General features: G+C 49.6%; 20 protein-coding genes. 19 read left to right on the top strand and 1 reads right to left on the bottom strand.

Translation table 11 applies throughout. From position 1 onward, the window contains the following. Positions 1 to 65 precede the first annotated feature (65 nt). Positions 66 to 1109 (bottom strand): substrate-binding domain-containing protein, encoded by a 1044-nt coding sequence (locus BLS69_RS25125; protein WP_091037735.1) that lies wholly within the window; start codon positions 1107 to 1109, stop codon positions 66 to 68. A 237-nt stretch (positions 1110 to 1346) separates the two neighbouring features. Between BLS69_RS25125 and modA the strand changes: the two genes are divergently transcribed. From modA to BLS69_RS25030, 19 genes are all read left to right on the top strand, one after another. Then, positions 1347 to 2219, top strand: coding sequence for a molybdate ABC transporter substrate-binding protein (gene modA / locus BLS69_RS25120; protein WP_091037732.1), 873 nt, complete (start codon positions 1347 to 1349; stop codon positions 2217 to 2219). Beyond that, positions 2216 to 2902, top strand: coding sequence for a molybdate ABC transporter permease subunit (modB, locus tag BLS69_RS25115; RefSeq protein WP_176873015.1), 687 nt, complete (start codon positions 2216 to 2218; stop codon positions 2900 to 2902). The genes modA and modB overlap by 4 nt, the downstream gene beginning before the upstream one ends. A 273-nt stretch (positions 2903 to 3175) precedes the next feature. Continuing rightward, a complete protein-coding gene (locus BLS69_RS25110; protein ID WP_017692504.1) occupies positions 3176 to 3508 on the top strand; it encodes a hypothetical protein in 333 nt (110 codons plus the stop codon). A 316-nt stretch (positions 3509 to 3824) separates the two neighbouring features. Continuing rightward, complete coding sequence (locus tag BLS69_RS25105; RefSeq protein ID WP_371129101.1) at positions 3825 to 4646, top strand: transporter substrate-binding domain-containing protein; 822 nt, start codon at positions 3825 to 3827, stop codon at positions 4644 to 4646. Positions 4647 to 4669: 23 nt separating this feature from the next. Further along, the gene (locus BLS69_RS25100) at positions 4670 to 5413 is read left to right on the top strand and encodes an amino acid ABC transporter permease (RefSeq protein WP_091037728.1); all 744 of its coding nucleotides are present in this window, start codon (positions 4670 to 4672) and stop codon (positions 5411 to 5413) included. Positions 5414 to 5417: 4 nt separating this feature from the next. Beyond that, positions 5418 to 6128: an amino acid ABC transporter permease gene (locus BLS69_RS25095; RefSeq protein WP_091037724.1), complete on the top strand. Its 711-nt coding sequence runs from the start codon at positions 5418 to 5420 to the stop codon at positions 6126 to 6128. Then, complete coding sequence (locus BLS69_RS25090) at positions 6125 to 6877, top strand: amino acid ABC transporter ATP-binding protein (RefSeq protein ID WP_091037721.1); 753 nt, start codon at positions 6125 to 6127, stop codon at positions 6875 to 6877. Before BLS69_RS25095 ends, BLS69_RS25090 begins: the two co-directional genes overlap by 4 nt. 121 nt (positions 6878 to 6998) lie before the next feature. Beyond that, positions 6999 to 7286 carry a hypothetical protein gene (locus tag BLS69_RS25085; RefSeq protein WP_017692509.1) on the top strand — a complete coding sequence of 96 codons (288 nt, stop codon included), beginning with the start codon at positions 6999 to 7001 and terminating at the stop codon, positions 7284 to 7286. Between the two features lie 23 nt (positions 7287 to 7309). Continuing rightward, positions 7310 to 7651 (top strand): alpha-helical endospore appendage domain-containing protein, encoded by a 342-nt coding sequence (locus BLS69_RS25080; RefSeq protein WP_017692510.1) that lies wholly within the window; start codon positions 7310 to 7312, stop codon positions 7649 to 7651. After that, on the top strand, positions 7648 to 7947 hold the full coding sequence (locus BLS69_RS25075) for a hypothetical protein (RefSeq protein WP_017692511.1): 300 nt from the start codon (positions 7648 to 7650) through the stop codon (positions 7945 to 7947). Before BLS69_RS25080 ends, BLS69_RS25075 begins: the two co-directional genes overlap by 4 nt. A 1-nt stretch (position 7948) precedes the next feature. Continuing rightward, a complete protein-coding gene (locus tag BLS69_RS25070; protein ID WP_051446920.1) occupies positions 7949 to 8290 on the top strand; it encodes a FliH/SctL family protein in 342 nt (113 codons plus the stop codon). A gap of 252 nt (positions 8291 to 8542) precedes the next feature. Continuing rightward, positions 8543 to 9637 carry a CgeB family protein gene (locus tag BLS69_RS25065; protein ID WP_091020899.1) on the top strand — a complete coding sequence of 365 codons (1095 nt, stop codon included), beginning with the start codon at positions 8543 to 8545 and terminating at the stop codon, positions 9635 to 9637. Between the two features lie 60 nt (positions 9638 to 9697). Further along, positions 9698 to 10837, top strand: coding sequence for a CgeB family protein (locus BLS69_RS25060; protein ID WP_091020900.1), 1140 nt, complete (start codon positions 9698 to 9700; stop codon positions 10835 to 10837). 66 nt (positions 10838 to 10903) lie between these two features. Further along, positions 10904 to 12529, top strand: coding sequence for a glycosyltransferase family 4 protein (locus BLS69_RS25055; protein ID WP_143023629.1), 1626 nt, complete (start codon positions 10904 to 10906; stop codon positions 12527 to 12529). A gap of 14 nt (positions 12530 to 12543) precedes the next feature. Beyond that, entirely contained in the window at positions 12544 to 13635 is a 1092-nt protein-coding gene (gene wecB, locus BLS69_RS25050; RefSeq protein WP_091037994.1) for a non-hydrolyzing UDP-N-acetylglucosamine 2-epimerase, read from the top strand. Continuing rightward, positions 13628 to 14614, top strand: a complete 987-nt coding sequence (locus BLS69_RS25045; protein WP_017692517.1) for a polysaccharide biosynthesis protein — start codon at positions 13628 to 13630, stop codon at positions 14612 to 14614. Before wecB ends, BLS69_RS25045 begins: the two co-directional genes overlap by 8 nt. Then, positions 14611 to 15438 carry a dTDP-4-dehydrorhamnose reductase family protein gene (locus BLS69_RS25040; RefSeq protein WP_036605842.1) on the top strand — a complete coding sequence of 276 codons (828 nt, stop codon included), beginning with the start codon at positions 14611 to 14613 and terminating at the stop codon, positions 15436 to 15438. Before BLS69_RS25045 ends, BLS69_RS25040 begins: the two co-directional genes overlap by 4 nt. Further along, on the top strand, positions 15420 to 16361 hold the full coding sequence (locus tag BLS69_RS25035) for an NAD-dependent epimerase/dehydratase family protein (RefSeq protein WP_091037717.1): 942 nt from the start codon (positions 15420 to 15422) through the stop codon (positions 16359 to 16361). Before BLS69_RS25040 ends, BLS69_RS25035 begins: the two co-directional genes overlap by 19 nt. Beyond that, positions 16358 to 17074: a glycosyltransferase gene (locus BLS69_RS25030; protein WP_036605844.1), complete on the top strand. Its 717-nt coding sequence runs from the start codon at positions 16358 to 16360 to the stop codon at positions 17072 to 17074. Before BLS69_RS25035 ends, BLS69_RS25030 begins: the two co-directional genes overlap by 4 nt. Positions 17075 to 17152: the final 78 nt, after the last annotated feature.

The raw sequence follows: 17152 nt of genomic DNA, 5'->3' as shown, positions 1-17152 counted from the left end.
CAAGGCGTTTTGTACATGCATATGTGATATGTAACATATGTTTAGCATGAACTTATTTCGTATAACTATGCTTCGTACAAAATTTCACCTGTCCGGGATACATCATATCCCTCGAATGATTGCAGTTCCTGCCTGAACTCCGGCGATTGGAGAATTTGCAGGACAGATTCTGTCCAGGCTTCATTACCTTGCTTCCTCAGCATGACCAGGTCATAACGTTCCTGAGTGAGCGGGACAAAATCAACCTTTCCCACAAGTCGCGCAGCTTTCTCAATGCCAACTCCGACATCAGCTTCACCTGAACTGACTTTGGCAGCCACGCCCATGTGACTGGTTTCCTCGGTTTCATATCCGATCAGACCTGCAGCAGGAATTCCATGCAGCCGAAGTTGCTCATCCAGCAATACTCGCGCACCAGAACCTATCTCCCGATTAGCTAGTCTCAGTTCAGGCTTGCTCAGATCGGTCCAATTCTGCAAGTTCTGCGGATTACCACGCTGTACATACAGTCCGGCAGGTCGTGATAGCAGGTTCACCACAACATAAGATCGTCCCGTCAGAATTTTGCGAATATACGGCAGATTATACTCACCGGTATCTCCGTCGAGCAGATGGGTGCTGACCAGATCGGACTCACCGCGATACATCGAGATAAGCCCATCCAGACTACCCATGAACGAGCGTAGCGGACGAATGTCCCGAGTTTGTTTTTCCATATGGCGCATTAGGATATCCAGACTGACATCCTGACCTGTTATGACCAGATGCCGTGGTACAGCAGTCATTGCATGAGCAGAACTCGCTGGAGTAATCGCATGCGCAGACCCTACAGGTGTAGTCAATTGTAAGGAAGTTCCCTGAAAATCACCCTGACCTGGATGAGTTCCTGATGCCGAGGTCTGATGAGGAGTCGGGATACGCTGACCTGAGGACTGAAGTTGTTTGGAGCGACGTTTATATGCCTCCAGATCGGTTGCATCAATTCGCATTTGTTTACCCACACGGTATGCGACGAGATCTCCCTTTTTGATCAGGTCATAGACCGTCAGTTTCGATATTTTGAGCAGCTTGGATATTTCTTCGGTAGTGTAGGATTGCTCCTCCGTCATAAGTGAAGATCCTCCTTCAAAGGTATAGAGCAATTATGGTTTTGTTATGAATGTTTCTTGTACTATATCATTAATTGAGGGATGCCATAAACCTGAGAACACGCAATAAACGCATAGGACAGATAACAAAAATCAAATGTGATCTTAATCACCTTCCCATTTTTTTTGTCTTGTGTATAATTAGATATAATCAATTATAACTAGTTATAACCAAAGATAATGTTGGGGGAGAAATGAATGAGAAAGAGAATCGGATATGTGTTGGGAAGTATGTCACTGGGACTGGCTCTTGTAATGGCTGGTTGTGGCGCAAGCACGGGCACTACGGATACATCCACGGGTGCAGAACAAACGACCTCAACGCCAGCGGCATCAGGTGAAAGTTCGTCAGCAGGAAATACTGATCCGCAGGAAACGGTAGATCTGACAATCTCTGCGGCGGCCAGTCTGACCGATGCGATGAAAGAGATTGAAACCAATTATGAGCTAGCTAATCCTTATATAGAACTTAATTTTAACTTTGGCGCCTCGGGTGCCTTGCAACAGCAGATTGAACAGGGTGCCCCGGCTGATGTTTTTGTATCGGCGGCAACAAAAAATATGAATGCGCTAGTGGATGAAAACCTGATTGCATCGGGCGATCAGAAGAATTTGCTACAGAATTCACTGGTGGCCATATTGCCAGCAGATGGGACCCACACAGTAACCAGTGAAACGGATCTCACCAGCGACTCCATCAAGACGGTAGCCATTGGGATTCCGGAAAGTGTTCCTGCGGGAACCTATGCCAAGGAAGCTCTGACCAATGCCAAGCTGTGGGATGAACTGGAAAGCAAACTTGTGCAGGGGAAAGACGTTAGACAGGTTCTTCAATATGTAGAGACAGGTAACGCTGATGCAGGATTTGTATATAAAACGGATGCTCTTACTTCGGATCAGGTGAAAATTGCGTTTGAGGTGGACAAGAACAGTTACACACCCGCCAATTATCCAATAGGCATTATTGAAGGAACCAAACACCGTACAGAGGCCGAACAATTTTATGCGTATTTACAAACCCCTGAAGTGCTCGATATCTTTGCGAAATACGGATTCACAATTCCGGAATGAATGTGAATGCCATAGATTGGTCCGTATTCTGGTCACCGGTGCGCTTGTCACTTCAGGTTGCGCTGTTATCCAGCGTGGTGGCCACTGTGCTCGGAATTGCGATAGCCTGGAAGATGTCACGTTCTTCATTTCGGGGAAAGATCCTGCTGGAAACGGCATTTATGCTGCCGCTAGTCCTTCCCCCAACGGTGGTTGGATTTCTGTTACTTGTCATACTGGGGCGTAAAAGTCTGTTTGGACAATGGATTGAAGCCATATTCTCCACTCCGGTTATTTTCACCTGGTGGGCTGCGGTGATTGCTTCGGTGGTGGTTGCTTTTCCACTTGTGTATCAGACGATGAAATCGGGATTCAGTGGTGTGGATCGGGATCTGGAGGATGCGGGTCGTTCGATTGGGGCGGATGAGTGGCAGGTTTTTCGTTACATCTCCCTGCCGCTCGCAGGCAGAGCATTGATGACCGCCTTCATCCTGGGCTTTGCCCGCGCACTCGGGGAATTCGGAGCCACACTGATGATTGCAGGGAATATTCCGGGCAAAACACAAACGGTACCCACGGCAATCTATGTCGCTGTGGATTCGGGCAATCAGACCATGGCCTGGACATGGACTATTTCCATTATCATCATCTCGTTTATCATGTTACTGATGACCAGACAGCAGCGAGATGGAAAAAATGACTAATTTGATATGTGTTAATATTATATATAAAATGATGAAAAACTCGTTTTGAGGAAAGAACTTTTTTCCTTAACGCGGGTTTTTATTACCAATTTCATATGTACCAATATCAATATCCTGCCAAATTGGTCTTAATGGAAATGTAAAGCTGTTTTAACATAAAAAAATAAAAATTTTCCCAAAATTTAATCGTTCAGTACTCGCTTTCAGTGGTCTTGTTCCTGTAAGATAGAAGTAATGGATTCCAGCCAAGTACTGAAATAAGGAGAGACGACGATGAACACTAAATCTGATTGCGGCGTTTCGTTGCAAATCGATGACTATCTGGATCTTTTGCATTTTGCCATCCAAATTCAGGATCAGGAATGGCAACAATCCCTTATCCGCCAACTCAAAATATTTCAGACGGCGACGGAGCAGCAACGCACACCTGAAGAGGAATTATGGACACGGTTTGATTACATCAACAGCAAACTGACAGGTCTGTGCCACCAGATTCATGCCGCTCATTCCATGGACGAACGCAAGAAGTTCGAGGAACGGATCGGTCTCTTACAATTACAGCGAGTGGAAGTTGCACGTAAAATTAAATGGGCGAGTCGCAGATAGATGAGTAGTGTATACACCAAGTGATGCACCGCCAAAATGGTATAATCAGTGAGAGTCATACAAGAAGAAGTCATCCACCAATCGATATTGGGGATGGCTTTTTCTTGTACTATAGAGAAATCCTATAACCATATCAGGATGTCCTATTAGTTTAGTTATTGCCCTAAGATGACTTGTAATGATATTCTTTGTTCAACCTAATTCCGACTATACAAGTAAGAATGGTTTGTTAATAGGGTGGAGGAATGGGAGTACACATCATATTCGCTGTGATAACAGCCTGTGGAGGAGATTGGGAATGGTTAAAAAACGGGGGATTCAAAAATTCCGGACAGCACTGCTGTTCATTACAATGCTGGCGGTACTGGCTGGATGCAGCACAGGAACTGCAAGTAATGATTCAGAATCTGCTTCGGCAGCAGGCGACACCAAAGTGAAAAAGATCATTGTAGGAACAGGTACACAGTTCCCAAATGTCTGCTTCATTGATGAGAATGGCAAGTTAACAGGTTATGATGTGGAACTGATCCGGGAGATCGACAAACGTTTGCCTGAGTATGAATTCGAATTCAGCACCATGGATTTCAAAAACCTGTTGCTGAGTCTGGAAACGAAAAAAATTGACCTGATCGCTCACCAGATGGAAGTGAATGATGAGAGACAGGCCAAGTTCCTGTTTAATGATGAAGCCTATAATATTTTTCCAAATAAAATTGTCGTAAGTCAGAAAAATGAGGAAGTAAAATCGATTGAGGATCTCAAAGGGAAAAAACTGATTGTTGGTGCTACAAGTAATGCGGCTGTACTTGCTGAGAAATGGAATGCAGCGAACGGCAACGGGATTGATATCGTTTATTCCGGAGCGGGTGAGGATACCATTACTCAGATCAAAACAGGCCGAGTGGATGCCACCATCAGCACGCAGTTTGCCATTGATTATCAGAATAAGGCGGTTGATGCTCAGTTGAAAACGGTAGGCGATGCCCTCTCCAACTCCAAAGTGTACTTCATTCTGAACAAAGATGAGCAGGAACTCAAAAGCAAAGTGGACGAAGCGCTCAAAGCAATCAAAGAAGATGGAACGTTAGGCAAACTGAGCACAGAGTGGCTTGGAGCTGACTATACGGTTGAAGAGTAGTCTGAGAAAGGTGTGCGGCGGTAATGGGAAAATCATTTGATCTGTCATTGGTTCTGGATTTCATCCCGGAACTGCTACGATATTTGCATATAACACTGATTGTACTGGGTGGTTCCATCGTGCTCGGACTGGTGGGCGGCGTGCTTCTGGCCGTTCCCCGGCTGTATCGGATTCCGGTACTAAGCCAGTTGGCTACCCTGTACGTCTCATTCATGCGGGGCACACCGATCCTGATCAAATTGTTCCTGGTGTATTACGGACTTCCCGAGCTGCTCAAACCCATTGGCATCGACCTGTCGAGAACCGACCCGTTGTTATTTGTCATTGTGACCTATGCGCTTAGTGATGCGGCATCCTTTGCCGAGATCTTTCGCGGAGCGGTGCGCAGTGTGGATAAAGGCCAGACGGAAGCAGCCTATGCTGCAGGTATGACCACATTCCAGTCTTTTCGGCGGATTGTTGTTCCACAGGCACTGATTGTTGCTTTTCCGAACATGGCCAATACGTTAATCGGTTCATTGAAGGATACTTCTTTGGCCTTCTCCATTGGTGTCATGGATATGGTGGGCAGAGGGCAGACGTTAATTTCGGCTACATCGCACGCACTTGAGGTGTATATCAGTCTGTCTGTGGTCTATTATGTCATTGTCCTTGTGCTTGAAAAAGGATTCGCCTTTGCAGAACGCAGACTCCAGCGTCATGAACGCAAGAGAGTTGTACGCAAACCGGCAATTCGAGCCGAACGCCTGAAACGAATAGCGGGGTGAGCATATGTCGATTGATCTCCAGTTTATCTATACATCTTTTTTTCAAATCCTGAAGGCATTGCCACTGACACTTGTCATTACGATTGTTCCGTTGATTGCAGGCTTCGGAATGGGTCTGGCTACAGCTCTGATCCGTATCTATCGTGTGCGGTGGATTCACCGTATTGCTGACTTCTACGTTTCGTTCCTGCGTGGAACACCGATGCTGATGCATCTATTCCTCATCTATTACGGCATTCCGATGATTATCGATAAGCTAGCGGAACGTTACGGTTGGGCTTTTCAATCTTCGTCGATTCCAATTCTCGTATTTGTACTGATTGCTTTCTCGCTCACTGCGGGCGCTTATATGTCCGAGATTATCCGTTCAGGCATTCTTGCTGTGGATATCGGCCAGATGGAGGCGGCTCACGCTGTAGGCATGAGCACATTCCAGGCTTTAAGGCGTATCATCATCCCTCAAGCGATCGGGGCTGTATTGCCTAACCTGTGCAGTATGTTTGTTGGGTTCCTGCATGGATCAACACTCGCTTTTACCGTGTCTCAGATGGACATACTCGGTAAAGCGGATGTTGTGGCATCCGTCAGTCTGAAGTTTCTGGAGGCCTTTATCGCCGCAGCGTTTATCTACTGGGGGCTGACCATCATTGCCGAGCGGATCACTGCTCTGCTTGAGCGTCGGGTTGCCGTGTACAGCAAAGGAGGCGTGTCATGATTACACTAACAAACATACACAAAACTTTTGGCAAGCAGGAAGTATTGAAGGGAATTGATCTGACCGTGGAACAGGGCGATGTCGTAGCGATCCTTGGACCGAGCGGATCAGGTAAAACAACGCTGCTGCGCTGCGTCAATTTTCTGGAACGTGCCGATGAGGGCGAGGTTCAGATCAGTGGATTAAGCGTCGATTGCAAGTATGCACGCAAACATGACATTGTGCAGTTGAGACGAAAAACGGCGATGGTGTTCCAGCATTATAATCTGTTCAAACACAAAACAGTGCTGGATAACGTCACCGAGGGATTAATTATTGCCCAGAAAATGTCCAAAGCCGATGCCCGCACGCGTGCCTTGCGCGTGCTTGAACAAGTCGGACTGTCTGCCAAAATCAATGAGTATCCAAGTATGTTGTCAGGTGGACAACAGCAACGGGTGGGCATCGCCAGAGCACTGGCACTGAATCCCGAAGTGATTTTGTTTGATGAACCGACATCAGCGCTGGACCCCGAGCTTGTGGGTGAGGTGTTGTCTGTCATCCGCTCCATTGCTCAGGAGGGGATCACCATGATTGTAGTCACCCATGAAATGGGGTTTGCCCGTGAGGTGGCAAATCGGGTTGTTTTCATGGATGGAGGTTCCGTTGTGGAGGAAGGAACCCCGGAGGAGGTGTTTGTACGTCCCAAGCAGGAACGTACTCGCCAATTCCTCAGTCGATATTCTTCCGACTGGAGTTATGTCATCTGACGATATAGGCGCAAGCTGTAGTAACTGACGATCCCGGCCCGGCATATGCTGTAACAGGCAAATGCTGATAGGCCGGGTTTTTCTATGGGTGAAGCAGGCCGTGACGGTAAGGAGGAGGACCATGCAGAGCAAAATCGATGAAATCATCACACATATTGCACACTCTCACCAGCAGATCGCACGTGTGCTGGATGCCAAACGCCAAGTCGCTGTACGCATGTCTGAAATCATCAATCATTTGCCAGATATCGAACCGGAGTTGGATGGCGTTGACGGTCTGCTGGATAGCTCTGGGCAAATCAACAAAAGCATTATCTCTTACTTGGGGGGCCTTGCAGATCTGGAAGAGGCTGTAGCCGAAACGCTGACCCAAGTCATGCGGGAGATCGCGGTTCAAGAAGAAGAATAAGCCCGGAAGGCGGGTGAAGGAACATGAGTAGAGAACAGAGCCTCATTCTGATGCTGGACGCAGCAGCCAAAATGCAGTGGAATATTGCCCTGATTCTGGAGGCAAAAGCGATTGAGGCCGAGAAGGTACGGAACTGGACGCTGAATCATTTGAATGGGGATACCTTTCTGACGCATGGGGATCAGGTAGGCGAGCCGCTTAAAATGCATGATCAGCTAGTGGAATTGCTGGAAGGATTAACCCGGATGGAGACCGGACTGTGCAACAATCTCAAAGCGGTGATGGTGCAGAACGATAGCGAAGATGGCGGCGGTATGGACGGTGGCATGTTTGGCGGCATGGATCTGGGAGACATGGGAAAATGAGTCTGATGCGGCGTGAGCAGGAAGCCAAACTGGCGCTCATTGAATCCATTGCACACAGTCAGCAGGCGCTGGCACGCATTCTGGACAGTGTAGCCAGTGTAACCGCTCATTCGGAAGTATCCGCCCGCAGTCTGGCCGAGAACATTCGTTTGCTGAGTCGCTATCAGGCAGAAATGTCTCGTATGGTTACGGGAATCAGGCTGGCCCGAATCCAGCATGGGGAGCCTGGCTTGCCGTGGCTCAAAGACCCCGGGTGTGCAATTCGTATCGTTCGGGACATACAGGAGGAATGTTGACATGTTAAAGAAGAAGAAAATACGACTGAGAACCAAAAGAGCTTTGTTAATCCGTGGAGCCCGTCTGCGCAAAATTCGCAAACTGCGTGCGCTCAGAGCCAAACGTGTTCTTCACAAACGCCCACTTAAAGGACGCAGTGCGTGGCTCAAAAAAAAGAAACGTGCGGTACGGCGGCACCGGAGTCCAAAGCCCGTACAACCAGTCGTCCCGGCTACCCCTACCGATCCGAACCCGGACGGTGCGTACAGCCAGGGATACAACGAGGCGTACAACGAGGGATTCAACGCGGGTTTCGCCAAGGGATTCGAGGACGGACATCAGCTGGCGTACAAAGCACAGTAACCGAGTAGACAGGATTATTCCTGCATGGAATGATATCTGTATAACAGTTAGCCCGGGGGGACAGATCCCTCCGGGCTATTTGCATCGCCGCAAAAGCGGACATGCCCGTACAGGCGGATGTGGAGGGCAAGCGCCAATTTTGCGCCTTGCAGGACACCCGTCCATGATGCATCTGACCCCGAGGCATATCCTTTAGAGGGAAGACCAATCTCGGGGAGAGTCTGGAAGTGAGATCTCCTGAAGGAAGACAGGGTGAAGAATGTGGCAAAACGAAAGCACCGTCCGCTGACCGAAGCGGAAACGGCTTACCGCGGCGGATATGCAGAAGGCCGCAGATTTGGCGGCTGTCAAGCCATGATGGAGCGGGTGCAGATGTTTGAACCGACCCTGCGGGATATGAAAGTGTTATATATCCCGCAAGGATTCGATGCCATCGATGAAGGTGTCACCTTGGCTCTGCAGCAATCTGTACGTGAATGCGTTGTTGGATCGCCAGCAGCGATGTTGCAGGAAGCCAGTCAGCATCGGCCCGATGTTGTGCTCGTCATGAATGGTCTGCATGTATTTCCCGCAGATCATGTGGAGCAGGTGAATGGCATACGTGCACTCGGTATCCGAACTGCCGTGTGGTTTGTGGATGATCCGTACTTCACCGAAGATACAACGTCCCTTTGCCAGCACTATGATGTCGTGTTCACGCATGAAGAGGCCGCGGTGCCCTTCTACCTGGCACATGGAGCGAACCAGGTCATCTATATGCCACTCGCGGTGAATCCAGGCATGTTTCAACCGCGGCGCGCGGCACCGCAGCATCAACACGACATTTGTTTTATCGGTACCGGATTCTGGAACCGGATTGCTTTGTTCGACGAGCTGGCCCCTTTTCTGGCGGACAAAAAGGTATTCATTGCGGGTAGCCAGTGGAATCGGTTGGCACGCTTTGATGTACTAGGCCGTTTCATCCACGAAGGATGGATCGCTCCTGGAGAGACAGTGGATTATTACAATGGCGCCAAGATTGTCATTAACATTCACCGGACTTGCGAGAATGGGGAAGACAATCGCAACACACATCATCTTGAAGGTCACTCGATTAATCCACGCACGTATGAGATCAGCGCCTGCGGCACAATGCAGATTACGGATGCACGTGCAGATTTACCCCGTTATTATAAGCCGGGATATGACATCGAGACGTTCACCAACGCAGCAGAACTTCAGCGCAAGATCCACTATTATCTGAAGCATGAAGAAGAACGACAGGCGATGGCGTGGCGGGGACTTCTCACCACGATGAACCAGCACACATTCACTCGCCGCATCGGTCAGTTGCTGGAACATTTGTAATTCCCATCTGAAGTGCAGCACCAACGAGAACCCTATCCCAAAAAATAAAGGAGTGGCGGTATGTCTCTCAAACACCGTAAAACCAAAAAGGTTCATGCACCCGTACTGAGCCTGGCTGATCAAGCACGCAAAAATGGGCAACATGCCGGATATGACGCAGGTAAGGAAGAAGGATATCTGCGCGGTCGGGCCAACTATATTGTGAATTGCGCACAGGAACCGTTGCCTTTCCGACAGCTTCACGTGCTATATGTATCCTCGGGTAAAGGCTTCCCTTACTCCCCGTTGGATGAGGCCATTATGGCCACGCTACAGGGTATGGTAGCTCAAGTAACCCTCTCTGATCCGCGTCAACCGGTATCTGAAATTGCGCTGCAGACGCGTCCTGATCTTGTGCTTGTGCTGGATGGAATGGATATCCCCATCGAACATATCGATGCGATTCGCCAAGCGGGCATTCAGACGGCGATCTGGCTCACGGATGACCCGTACTATACAGATATGACGCTGGATATTGTGACACATTTTGACCATGTCTTCACGTTGGAACTGAACTGTATCGATCTATATCGACAAATCGGCTGCGCGTCAGTTCACTACCTCCCTTTTGCCGCATTCACTAATCATTACTTTCCGATTACAACTCCTTCTCCGTTAAAACGGGATGTCAGCTTTATCGGCTCGGCCTACTGGAACCGGGTATACTTCTTCAATCCAATCATGCCTCAGTTGATGTCACACAATACGGTATTTAACGGAATCTGGTGGGACCGTCTGCCTGACTATACTGCCTATGGCGAGAAGATTGAGCTCGGGCGCTGGATGAGTCCGCCGGAGACCAATGATGTGTACAATGGCACCAAAATTGTCATCAACCTGCACCGATCCCACGAAGATGATTCCGTCAATAATAATCACCTCAAAATCCCTCCAGCCTCACCGAACCCGAGAACGTTTGAAATTGCCGCGTCCACGACGCTGCAGCTGACCGACGCCCGGGATGACATTGCGCGTTTCTACAAACCGGGTGTGGAGATTGAGACATATTCCTCGCCACAGGAGTTACTCGACAAAGTGGAATATTATCTTACTCATGAAAAGGAACGCCGTGAGATTGCACTTCGTGGACTCGAACGTACACTGAAAGACCACACGTATGGCAAAAGAATTAATGAAATGTTAACTATCATATTCCCTTAATTCTGGCCGGGAGGAGGTGTGCACAGTACCCTGTATCGGATACCCGTGTACAGGGTCCGTGCGGCCATGGCAACGAAACCAAAGATGATGTTATTTTCACATGTGTGCAATACTCGCAGCATTACAGGCGCCGAGAAGCTGCTGCTTCATTTTATGAGAGAGATCGGTGCGATCTTTGAATGTGTGCTCGTAGTCCCTCAGGAGGGGAAGCTTGCGGGGCTTGCGCGGAGATTCGGCATTCAGGTCAAAATATGCACTCTGCCGATGCTTCACGGTGTGTACACACCTTACCTGGGCATTGCAGATGATGCGGAGCATCTTCGCCATACACCAGCGTATCAGGAAGCGGTCTCCCTCATACGGGAGACTGCTCCCGATATGGTGTTAACGAACACCTGCGTTAATGTGATGCCGGCTGTAGCGGCAAAGTCCCTTCAGATTCCGGTCATCTGGAAGATTACCGAGATCATTCATACGAATGAACATACAACCGAGGCGATCCAGATGATTGGGCGTTACGCGGATTGGATTATCGGTATATCCGAGACAGCGGTAGCCCCATTTCAAGAAGCCGGCATGGGTGACAAAGTGACCATCATTTCCCCAACTTGGGAACCCGCGCTACCCGCACCGGACCGCTGGGTTCATCTGCGTGAACGCAAGCGTAAGGAGCTCGGTTTCAAATCATCCCAGACCTGTATCGGTTATATTTCTTCATTTATATATGATGCCAAAGGGTTGAAACCTTTTGTGGATATGGCCTTGAGGATCTGTGAAACGCATTCGCGCTGTCGCTTCTGGATCATCGGGGCACCATCGGATAAAAAGTATTACGACGAGTGTGTATCACGGGTGAGAAAATCCGGGTATTCACGCCGGTTTACCTTCACCACATTTGAAGAGAACGTATCTCTAGCGTATACCGCGATGGATATCCTGGTCATCCCAAGCATGGTCAAGGAAGGATTTGGCATGACCGCACTGGAGGGGCTCTATTTTGCCAAACCGGTCATCGCTTTTGCCCAGGGTGGACTGAAGGAATTAATGGAATCCGTAGGCAGTGATACATTTTTGGCCCCGCCGGGCGATACCGAAGCGCTTGTCACTTTGGCAACAACCTTGCTGAATGATGCAGAGCTGGCCTCCAATACGGGGTGGCGCAATCGGACAGAAGCGGAAAGGCTCTACGGCGTTGAAACCTACCGAACGAAACTGCATACGATGGTGACACAGTGGTTATTGCGTTTTCCCGGATGGTTTGCTTATATCCAACCTCCGAATGGACCTGTGTATACCCATGGGGAGGGAGGACTACGCACTGTACTGGTTCTGGAGCCGACTACGGTTCGGGCACTGTTATTCCCACTGACCGTCATACAGGCGTTGCCACATTCCTCATTACCTCCAATCGCATTGGGTCACGATGCTCCTGTTGCCTCAGGTACTGGCACAGCTGCAAAGCCGATTCAACAGAGGGGCAAAACGCGGAAACGTCGTCGCAAGCCACTTGCACCTCATTCTCGCCGAGACCGTGAGGGGCTGAAACGTACTTCCGGAACTGGCAGACGTAAGGGGAGAACCCGTACAACGAAGGGACCGCGTCCACATATGGGGAAATCGGCTAGTCGCAGACGCAAATCTGCCAAGGCAGGACGTAGCCGAGCAGGGCGCAAGGGTTCCAATACAAGATGAAGGCAGGGATTACGATGAAGATCATGACGGTGCTGGGTACGAGACCTGAGATCATACGGCTCAGCCTGATCATCTCCAAGCTGGACCAGTACGCGTCCAAACATATTCTGGTGCACACGGGACAGAACTTCACGGAAAGTCTCAGCGGTCTCTTTTTCAAGGAAATGGGCCTGCGCGCACCGGATTACGTTCTTCAGGATGAAGCGGCCTCTCTGGGACGACAGCTATCCTCGATGTTTACGCAGATGGAAGATCTGATACTGCAGGAGAAGCCCGATAAATTGCTGCTGCTTGGCGATACCAATAGCGCATTATGTGCAATATTGGCTGAGCGCATGGGTGTTCCTGTTATTCATATGGAAGCAGGCAATCGTTGCTTCGACCTGGATGTGCCTGAAGAGAAAAATCGTAAGGTTATTGATGCCATCTCCACCGTTAATATGCCTTACACGGAACAGAGCAAGAAACATTTGGTCAGCGAAGGGGTACCAAGCAGGCGCATCGTGCTAACGGGCAATCCCATCTATGAAGTCATGCAGCACTACGACGCGCAAGTAAGTTCGAGCAAAATACTCAAAAAGCTCAAGCTGAAATCCGGGCAATACTTCTTGGTTACTGCCCATCGAGCCGAGAATGTGGATCATGCCCCTCATTTGCTGGAGATTATGAAAGGACTGAACCAGGTCGCAGAGGAACACGGGTTGCGTGTGATCTGCAGTATTCATCCGCGTACCGCGATCCGGATTGCGGAGCATCTGCAACTGGAGATGAACCCGCTGGTGGAGTTTCACGAACCGTTTGGATTCTTCGACTTTGTAATGCTTGAACGTCATGCACGCTGTGCACTTACGGATAGCGGTACCGTGCAGGAGGAGTGTTGCATTATGGGCGTGCCGACCGTAACGATGCGTCGAACTACCGAGCGACCGGAAACGGTCGATTGCGGCAGCAATGTAGTCTCCGGTCTGGATGCCGCGCGCATCGCTGATTGCGTGAGAGTCATGACAAAGATGTCTAGCGACTGGGATTGCCCGCAAGGTTACAAAGCCACAGATGTATCCAGTAAAGTGGTTAAATTTCTGCTTGGAGGGAAAATGCATGTTTGAAAATAAGCGTATACTCGTGACTGGCGGTACGGGATCATGGGGTTATGAACTTGTGGCTCAACTACTGCCCCAGCAGCCCAAAGAAATTATTGTATATTCCCGGAACGAGTCCAGCCAAGTGGCTATGAGTCGTGAATTTGAAGACCCGCGTCTTCATTTCCGGATTGGAGATATTCGTGACAAGGATGCCTTGACGGCGGCTTGCCAGCATGTAGACTATGTATTTCATCTGGCAGCGCTCAAGCATGTTCCGGTGTGTGAAGACCAACCGTACGAAGCACTCAAAACCAATGTGATTGGTACACAAAACGTAATTGAGGCTGCTATTGAGAACAAGGTGGAAAAAGTAATCTATATCTCGACTGACAAGGCTGCCAATCCGTCCAACTTCTATGGCATGACAAAAGCGATCGGCGAGAAATTAATTGTATATGCAAACTTGTTACACAGCGATACCAAGTTTGTTACGGTACGGGGTGGGAATGTACTGGGAACAAACGGAAGTGTGGTACATCTGTTCAAGAATCAGATCCGCCAGAAAGGGCAGGTCTCCATCACGGATATGAGTATGACTCGATTCTTTCTTACGCTGAAGGATGCAATTACCTTGCTGTTCAAAGCTTCGGTGGAAAGTGTCGGCGGAGAGATCTTTGTCATGACGATGCCTACCTGCAAAATCGTTGATCTCGCAGAAGTGCTGATTGAGGATTCCGGTGTGGAGAATGTGAGCATTGTGGAACGTGGCATTCGTCCAGGGGAGAAAATCCATGAAATATTGATGAGTGAATTCGAGAGCATGACCACCGTTGTCTACGATGAGCAGTACCTGGTCATTCTTCCTACCCTGGGTATACCGGGTCTGCGTGAACATTATACCAATTGTCCCCCGGTCTCCTTTAACAGTTTCAGTTCTGAACACCAACTCATGACCAAAGAGGAGATTCGTGAAATTCTGAAACGCGGAGGATTCTTGTCATGAAACTGCTGATACTTGGTGGAAACGGAATGGCCGGCCATATTTTGGTCGACTATTTCCGCCGTCAAGGTGTACACAGCGTCTTCTACACATCTCGGGATGTAACGGACCCCAATGGTCTGCTCCTGGATGTGAACGACAGCTTCATGGTTGATCGATTGGTAGAAGCTGTGCACCCGGATGTGATTATTAATGCTGTAGGTGTGTTGAACAACTTCGCAGATGAGGACAAAATTACTGCATATCATATTAACGGTTTCCTGCCACATCGTCTGCGGCGGGTTGCAGATACGATTGGTGCACGCCTGATTCATATCAGCACGGACTGTGTGTTCAGCGGGGAACGGGGAGCATACCGGGAAGATGATGTTACGGATGGGACTTCAGCTTACGCCATCACCAAAGCCCTAGGCGAAGTTCAGGATGAAGGTCATCTGACGATCCGTACGTCCATCATTGGACCCGAGATTCGCCAGGGCGGCATTGGTCTGATGCAATGGTTTATGTCCAGCACAGGTGAAGTCGGGGGGTATACCCGCGTATTCTGGAACGGTGTGACCACACTTGAGCTGGCCAAATGGGTAGACCATTACCTGGCCTCATCGGTTAGTGGTCTGATCCACCTAGCTCATCCGGCACCTGTCAGCAAGCATGACCTGCTTGTATTGTTCAAGCAGACCTGGGATAAGCAGGATGTGACGATTGTGCGTGATGACAGTGTAGTGCAGGACCGTACGCTGGTGTCCACTCGCGAGGATGTGAAGACAGACCTGCCGGATTATTCTACAATGCTGAAGGAGTTGGCATTATGGATGGAGCAGAGCTGAGAGGCAAGAACGTACTGATTACAGGCGCCTCCGGTTTTACCGGGCGACATGCCGTATCTTATTTTCGGGAAGCGGGTGCAGTGGTTGCAGCGGTAGTCCGGAGGCCGGATGTGTATTCATTTGGTAAAGATGCACAAGTCCATGTCTGTGATCTGAACGATAAACAGCAAGTACGTCATCTGATCGGCGAGGTGCAGCCCGACTATGTGCTGCATCTCGCTGGCAAAAATTCAGTGCCTGATTCGTGGTCTGATCCGCTACTGGTCCTGGAGACCAATGTGATGGCCGTGCTGTATTTGCTGGATGCGCTTCGTAGTTGTCCGACAGCACGAACCGTTATTGTAGGATCGCGGTTAAAATATACGCCGGAACCTGGCCGGATTCCCCGGCCTCCGCATCCATACAGCCTCAGTAAAGCGCTGGAAGAGATGGTGTCGTTGTCGTGGATGTCGCTCTTTGGACAACAGATCATGCTGGCGGAGCCAGGCAATCTGATTGGTGCGGGTCCTTCCACAGGCATCTGTTCACTGCTTGCACGCCATGTTGTTGCCTGTGAGCAGGCGGGCAAAACCGAGGCATTCCGTCTGTCCGGACGGGACAATACCCGTGACTTTCTGGATGTGCGGGATGCCGTCAGAGCATATGCGACCCTCCTGGTACACGGGTCCAGCGGTACAGTATACCCGGTGGTGTCTGGAGTCGAGCGCAGTCTTGGTGAAATTGCAGATCTGCTGTTGTCCATGACAGAAGCGGAAGTCCCTGTTCGCTGGGATGGGGCATCTTCTGGTCCGGATGGTTCGGGAAAACAGGAGGAATTATCACTGCTGCGCAAGCTTGGCTGGCAGCCGATGATTCCATTTGCCTCATCGCTTCAGGATATCCTGAGTGATGTTCGTGTCCAGCAAGGGAGGACGACAAGTTGAATCCGAGAGTATCCATTGTCATTCCATTCTACAACTGCCCTTATGTGCCTCAGGCGATTCAGAGTGCGCTGAACCAGACGTATCCCGATGTGGAAATCGTTGTTGTGAATGACGGTTCAACCCGGCATGCAGAGTTGCTTCAACCCTATCTTCCTTATATTAATGTGCTTGGCAAAAGCAATGGCGGGACGGCTTCGGCACTTAATCATGGCATCCGTCATGCCTCTGGTGATTATGTAGCCTGGCTAAGTTCGGATGATTATCTGTACCCGGATAAAATTCGTTATCAGCTGGAGTTTATGCAGCGTGAGAATGTGCTCGTCTCACATACCAACTTTCACTATATCAACGAGCATTCGGCAGTTACCAGAATGCATGGTGGGCCTGAACCGATGTCGGATATGGATTTACTACGACGGTTTGTTAACGGCAATCCGGTGAATGGCTGCACGGTCATGATCCGCAAGGATCTCTTTAGCGGAGTGGGGCTGTTCGATGAACTTCTTCCCTACACCCATGATCTGGATCTCTGGATGCGTATTGTACTGAACGGTCATCGGTTCCCATACCTGAATGAACCGCTTACTGCCTATCGTTGGCATGGTGGAATGGGATCGGTACGTCATGCGGATGTCATCGGCAGAGAGGCATCCATGGTATGGTCCAGATATCGGGAACCGCTGTTGCAGCGAATAGCGACGCTTGGCGGGTAGCGTAGGGAGGGCAGTTATGAAAGCCAAAAGATGGCTGATTAACGCCCTCTTTGCGCAGCATTTTACCTAAGACAGTAA

The organism is Paenibacillus sp. CF095, from assembly GCF_900101225.1.
Classification (GTDB): Bacteria; Bacillota; Bacilli; order Paenibacillales; family Paenibacillaceae; genus Paenibacillus.
This window is presented reverse-complemented; position numbering and strand designations above follow the sequence as displayed.